This is a genomic window from Succinivibrio sp. (genome assembly GCF_045124615.1).
Classification (GTDB): domain Bacteria; phylum Pseudomonadota; class Gammaproteobacteria; order Enterobacterales; family Succinivibrionaceae; genus Succinivibrio; species Succinivibrio faecicola.
Window position 1 is genome coordinate 1 of record NZ_JBGVMC010000402.1, and the last position, 6,418, is coordinate 6,418.

Annotated in this window: 5 protein-coding genes; 4 read left to right on the forward strand and 1 reads right to left on the reverse strand. The window is 36.6% G+C overall.

What is annotated here, in order from left to right; genetic code table 11:
* Positions 1-38: 38 nt before the first annotated feature.
* The 4 genes from htpG (at position 39) to ACJML3_RS10680 (ending at position 4,552) form a co-directional block, all read left to right on the forward strand.
* Entirely contained in the window at positions 39-1,940 is a 1,902-nt protein-coding gene (gene htpG / locus ACJML3_RS10665) for a molecular chaperone HtpG (protein WP_219937831.1), read from the forward strand.
* Between the two features lie 182 nt (positions 1,941-2,122).
* Positions 2,123-3,280, forward strand: a complete 1,158-nt coding sequence (locus ACJML3_RS10670) for a porin (RefSeq protein ID WP_288135901.1) — start codon at positions 2,123-2,125, stop codon at positions 3,278-3,280.
* 135 nt (positions 3,281-3,415) lie between these two features.
* Positions 3,416-4,063 carry an adenylate kinase gene (gene adk, locus ACJML3_RS10675; protein WP_331853729.1) on the forward strand — a complete coding sequence of 216 codons (648 nt, stop codon included), beginning with the start codon at positions 3,416-3,418 and terminating at the stop codon, positions 4,061-4,063.
* 3 nt (positions 4,064-4,066) lie between these two features.
* Complete coding sequence (locus tag ACJML3_RS10680) at positions 4,067-4,552, forward strand: hypothetical protein (RefSeq protein ID WP_406023099.1); 486 nt, start codon at positions 4,067-4,069, stop codon at positions 4,550-4,552.
* A gap of 59 nt (positions 4,553-4,611) precedes the next feature.
* Here ACJML3_RS10680 and ACJML3_RS10685 read toward each other — a convergent pair.
* Positions 4,612-6,418: LTA synthase family protein (locus ACJML3_RS10685; RefSeq protein ID WP_406023101.1), on the reverse strand; the 1,807-nt coding region annotated here is incomplete at its 5' end.

The following is a 6,418-nucleotide window of genomic DNA, read 5'->3' on the forward strand; positions in this document are numbered from 1 at the left end:
AAATATTTTAAATTGCCAAAAACAAAGGAGACTTTAAAATGGCAGCAACTGTACATGGTTTTCAGACTCAGGTAACCAAGCTACTGGATTTACTTGCAAACTCTCTATACTCAAACAAGGAAGTTTTCTTAAGAGAGCTTATTTCAAATGCATCAGATGCAATCGATAAACTGCATTTCATGTCACTTACAAATCAGGATCTTATAAAGGATGATCCAAATTTCAAGATCCAGATTAGAGCAGATAAGGATTCAAAGACTCTTACAATTTCTGATAATGGTATCGGTATGACTCTTGATGAGGCTAACAGCCATTTAGGTACCATTGCAGAGTCAGGTACTGAAGCTTTCATGAAGAATCTTACTGGCGATGCTAAGCGTGATTCACAGCTTATCGGTCAGTTCGGTGTTGGTTTCTATTCTTCATTTATCGTAGCAGACAAGGTAACAGTTGTATCACGTTCAGTAAATGCTGCAGAAAATGAAGGCGTTCGCTGGGAGTCAGATGGTAATGGTACCTTCACATCAGAGAATATTTCTGTTCCATTCCGTGGTACTCAGATCATCCTGCATTTAAAGGATTCTGAAACTGAATTTTTGGATACCTGGAAACTACGTGACTGCATTACCAAGTATTCAGATCATATTTCAACACCTGTTGAGCTTTATGAAGAAAAGTATGAGCCAAAAGCTGAAGGTGAGGAGAGCAAGGATACTGAAAAGAAATTTGAGTACACTCAGGTAAACAATGCAAAGGCTTTATGGACACGTACAGCTAAAGACATTAAAGAAGAAGAGTACAACGAGTTCTACAAGCATATAAGCCATGATTATCAGGATCCTATGACCTATGCTCACAATAAGGTTGAAGGCGATCTTGAGTATACCTCTTTACTTTATATTCCAAAGAAAGCTCCATGGGATCTGTACAACAGAACCAATGAACATGGCCTTAAGCTTTATGTTCAAAGAGTGTTCATCATGGACAAGGCAGAGGCATTCTTACCAAACTACATGCGCTTTGTAAAAGGTCTTGTAGATACTAATGCTCTTCCACTTAACGTATCACGTGAGCTTTTACAGGAAACTGCTGTTACAAGAAAATTAAAGAAGGCTTTAACTAAGCGTGTCTTATCAATGCTTGATAAGTTATCTAAGGATAATGACAAGTACAATGAGTTCTATGCTCAGTTTGGTAATGTTCTAAAGGAAGGTCCTGTAGAGGATTATGACAACAAGGATGCAGTATTAAAGCTACTTAGATTCGCTTCAACAAATTCTGATGATGCAACTGCTAAGGTTTCTTTTGACGATTACATTAGCAGAATGAAGGAAGGTCAGGATAAGATTTATTATCTGACTGCAGAAAGCTATGAGGCTGCAAAGAACTCACCATATCTTGAGACCTTAAAGAATAAGGGTATTGAGGTTCTTTTAATGTGGGAGAGAATCGATGAGTGGCTGATGGGCAACATCACAGAGTACTCAGGTAAGGAATTTGTTCCTGCAAACTCACAGGATCTAAAGTTAGGATCTCTTGCTGATGAGGAAGAGAAAAAGCAGCAGGAAAGTGCTGCAACAGAGCACAAGGATCTGATTGAGCGTTTCAAGACATCTCTTGGCGACAAGGTTAAGGATGTTGTTGTTTCAACAAGACTTATTGATTCACCTTCATGTGTAATTTCTGATGCAAACCGCATGATGACCTTACAGATGAGAAGAATTCTTGAGGCTTCAGGTCAGAGTATGCCTGAGGAGAAATATACTCTTGAAATCAATCCATCACATAAGTTAGTTCAAAAAGCAAATGCTGAAACTGATGATGCGCGTTTTGCAAAATGGGCTCAGCTAATCCTTGATCAGGCTCTTCTGTCAGATCAGGGTGCCTTAAAAGATCCAAGCTCATTTGTAAAATCAATGAATGAACTGTTATTAGGTTAATTTATTGAATTAATTGCTTATTATGAAGGCTGCATTCTCAATATAATGTGGCCTTTATTTTTATTAACAATTCATTACCTATCCTTAACACAATACACGTCATTACAATCCTATTTTTTACATTCTCTTTTTAGAATTTTCTGTGTGCAATAAAGCACGGTTAACAATTTAAAGAGAATATTATGAAAAAATCATTATTAGCACTATTTGTTGCTTCATTAGTTTCATCAACTCAGGCATACAGCGCAACTGTATACGATAAGGATGGCACTTCATTAAAATTAGACGGTAGAATTCAGAGCGTTTTATATCATTCAACTGAGACAAAGCAAAAAGCAGGTGAATCAGACAATACTCTTGTAAATTCAGCAAGATTTGGTATTGGTGGTGAAACCAAGTTAAAAGACTTTAAATTTAAGGCATATACTCAGTGGGATATGGCTGATGGTTCAAAGAGAACTGGTGATGATATCAAGGCTCGTGATCAGTATCTTCAGGTGTCATATGGTAAGTTTGGCTCATTAAAGTTAGGTCGCTTTAAAGGTGCTATGAATTATGTAACCTCAGTAACCGATGTTTTTGATGATTACTCAGCAAATGCTCAGAGTGCAAATGATGAGCGTAACTCAGGTCGTATTGAGTATGCATATTCAAATAAAGGTTTTGATGCAAAGGTTGGATTACTAACATCAAATGATGAGTACAAGCTTGAAAATGGTTATTCTGATCATAAAAAAGCTGCTGTTGAGAATGGTGCCTCAATTGCTTTAGGTTATACATTTGATCTTGCTTTACCATTGTCAGTAAAGGCTGGTTATGAGTTTATCGGCGCTCAGGATGATAAGAAATATGATGCTTTAGGTTTTGCTCATTACACAACCGATCTTGATAAGGTGAATACTGCTGCAGCATCTGTAACATTAGGTAGCATCGATAGTGGTTTATATGCAGCATTAACTGTAAATAACCGCACCTTCTCATTCCGCGTAAAAGATGGTAATGATAAGGCTGATGAAGATTTCAAGGCTCGTGGCTTTGAAGCTGTTGTAGGTTATACCTTTGAATCAGGTATTGGCTTGCGTGCAGGTTACAACCAGATGAATTACAAGCAAGATAGAGTAGTTCGTTTAAATGATGTAGATACAAAGGTAGATGCAAAGTTAAAGACCTTCCCAGTATACGCATTCTACCAGGCAAACCCAAACTTCATCGTATGGTCAGAGGCCAGATTTGATGCAACAAGTGATAATGATAGAGCTCTTATGAAAAAAGCTAATATCAACACTCCATACAGCACTGACAAGACTGCTGTATCATTAGGTGCTAGATACCTATTCTAATCTGACATGATAAAGATGCTCCTAGAATTATTTTTTAGGAGCATTTTTTGTTTTTAAGCCTTATAACTGTGACCTAGAGCCTCTTTACGTGTTATAATTTTCTTATTGTTTTCAACTTTTATTCAAGGAAAAAAAATGCGTATTATCCTTTTAGGACCTCCAGGTGCAGGTAAAGGCACACAGGCACAGAATCTAACAGTTGCTTTCAATATCCCACAGATTTCAACTGGCGATATGTTAAGAGCTGCAATCAAGGCTGGTACTGAGCTTGGTTTAAAGGCTAAGGCTGTTATGGATGCTGGTAAGCTTGTATCTGATGACATCATTTTAGGCCTTGTTAAAGAAAGAATTGCAAAGGATGACTGCAAGAACGGTTTCCTTTTTGATGGTTTCCCTCGTACAATTCCACAGGCTCAGGCATTGGTTGATAATGGTATTGAAATTGATGCTGTTGTAGAGCTGGAAGTTCCTGATGAGAAGATCGTTAAGAGAATGTCAGGCCGTCGTGTTCACTTAGCTTCAGGCAGAACTTATCACATCGTTTACAACCCACCTAAGGTTGAGGGCAAGGATGATGTAACAGGTGAAGATCTTGTGATTCGTCCTGATGATGAGGAGAGCACAGTACGTAACCGTCTGAAGGTTTACCACGAGCAGACTGAGCCTTTAGTAGCCTTCTACAAGGACTTGTCAAAGACCGCTAAGACCAAGTATGTTGCATTTGATGGTAACCGCGACGTTAAGGTAATTTCTGACGATATTATCTCAACATTAAAGAAATAATTTATGTTTAAGTTTTCACGATTATTTCCAGGTCTTGTATGCAGCATTTGCGTTTTTGCTGTCAACGCACAGATGGTTTCATCTGAATACGTGGTAGAGAAATCTAGAACAGAGCAGGCTGCTATTCCTTGTCCTTTTGGATTTAGTGTAAAACTAAATCCAAGTGTTCCAAATTCGCTTGTATATAAGGATGAAGGGTCAAAGCTTGCAGTGAGCGTAACAGCTATCAAACAGCTTGCAGATAGCCCATCAAGTCCTGAAGCATATGCTAAGGCTTCTGCAAAGCAGCTGGCATGTTCAGTACCAGTGCTCTCTTCTTTAGTTGCAGATGGTTATAGCTTTGTCTGCGAGAATGAAGGCATTGAAGCTATTGTATATGGTGATGATGCTGAACTTGTTCTGCTTGCTATTTCAGGAAGAGATCGTGCAAATGAAGAGAAACTTGAACAGTTTATTAAGTTTTTAGATGATGAAGCTAAAAAGCAATAACTGATCATTATTTCTATAAGAAGGTATCTCATCAGAAATGAGGTACCTTTTTTTATCAATTATTTAATAGCAATATCCTTAATGCATTTTGCTTTGTTAAGAGAATGTTTATGCATTTCAATTGGAAGATTTAAAAATGCCACCTTGTTTTTCAAATCATTGCTTGCTGTCTTTTTAATAAAGTTTTGCTCATCATCAACAATAAAACTTTCAGCCATTAATCCTGGTCCTAAAGTTGTAATAACATTTTGGCCACCTTCTTTTGCAAGATAGGCATAAGTATAGTAATAGATTATAGGCGCTCTTTGAATAATATTGTCTTTTGTCAGATCCTGTCCTGCAATAGGAAGCTTTCCTGACACTCCACTTAATGACAGAATTGTTGGCAGTATGTCAATCTGACTTACAAGTCTGTTGTCTTTTTTAGGTTTTATATCGCTGTCTATAATAAATGCAGGTATATGGAAGTTTGACAGAGGAAAGTGAGAGTAGTTTTTGGCTCGACTGTCATGATCTGCAATTACAACGAATATAGTGTCCTTATAGTATGGCTCTTTTTGAGCTTTTTCAAAGAATTTTCCAAGTGCATAATCTGCATATTTTACAGCCATATGTCTTTTTACATCATTTGACTTGAGATTGGATATATCAACTTTTCCACTAGGTATATCGAATGGATCATGGAATGATGACGTAAATATCATTGAACAGAATGAGGTATTGCTTTTGTATAAATCTGAAAAATATTCATTTGCCTTGTTATACAGATCTTCGTCGCTTACACCCCAAGATGCTGTAAATGATGGAGACTTATAATCTTTCTGCTCTATGATAAGATCAACTCCATTATTGAAAAAATAGGATCTCATATTGTCAAAGTGACTTTCACCACCATATATGAATGATGTCCTATAGCCTACCTTTTTAAAAATAGAAAAGAGTGTTGTAAGTTTTTCTCTATTATCAAGTTTTACAATGCTAGGAAGTGGACTTGGCAGATTTGATGCTGTTACTGCTTCAATACCTCGAACAGATCGATGACCCGTTGCCATCATATTTGTAAAGAACCAGCTCTTTTCTGAAAAACTGTCAATATTAGGTGCCAGATCGAGTCCACCTAATGATTTGACATATTGAGCTCCGAAACTTTCAAGAAGAATTACAACTACATTCTTTTTGCGTTTTACTTCAACAGATGGAGTTATCTTCTGAAGAATAGGACAGTTTGAATCTGATGTTATAAAGTCAGCTTTTGATAGATTATCAACAGAATCAATTACTTCATTGACAGTTGCAAAAGCATATATTTCAGATGAATTTACTGAATTCTCACCTAAATGTTTTGAAACATAAAAAAGATTGAATGCTGAGTTAACAGGAATGCTGTTTGCTGTTTGCGATTCACAAAAGGCCGCGTTAGACGGATTGAGTGGTTTGTGTGTCAAGCTTCCACGTGCTAAAAGCGGAAGTACAATTAAAACAAAAAGAAATTGAATTGCTAAACTTTTTAAAGAGCTTGGCTTATAGCTATTGGTTAACTTTTTAAAGAGTTTAAAAAATAGGAAAAATGCTAAAGCAAAAGAGAGTAAACCTATGATTGAATCAAACTTGTGACCTGATAACATCATATTGAAAACTTCTTTTGGATAAATAAGATATTCAAGGAATATATGATTAGGTCTAACACCATACTCATTCATGAAAGGTATGGTAGCAACTTCAAGAAAAGTAATAAGAGCGAGTATAAAAGCACAGTAAATAGTTACTGCTGTATTGAATACAATCCTTAGTTTTTCAATTTTACTTATTGCGACAATTATAAGGACAAGAGGTGCAAATATAATAGAGAGTATAGAAAGATCGTAT

Excerpts from the sequence above, each read along its gene's own strand:
- htpG (WP_219937831.1), top strand. The coding sequence starts at position 39 with ATGGCAGCAACTGTACATGGTTTTCAGACTCAGGTAACCAAGCTACTG.
- ACJML3_RS10670 (WP_288135901.1), top strand. The coding sequence starts at position 2,123 with ATGAAAAAATCATTATTAGCACTATTTGTTGCTTCATTAGTTTCATCA.
- adk (WP_331853729.1), top strand. The coding sequence starts at position 3,416 with ATGCGTATTATCCTTTTAGGACCTCCAGGTGCAGGTAAAGGCACACAG.
- ACJML3_RS10680 (WP_406023099.1), top strand. The coding sequence starts at position 4,067 with ATGTTTAAGTTTTCACGATTATTTCCAGGTCTTGTATGCAGCATTTGC.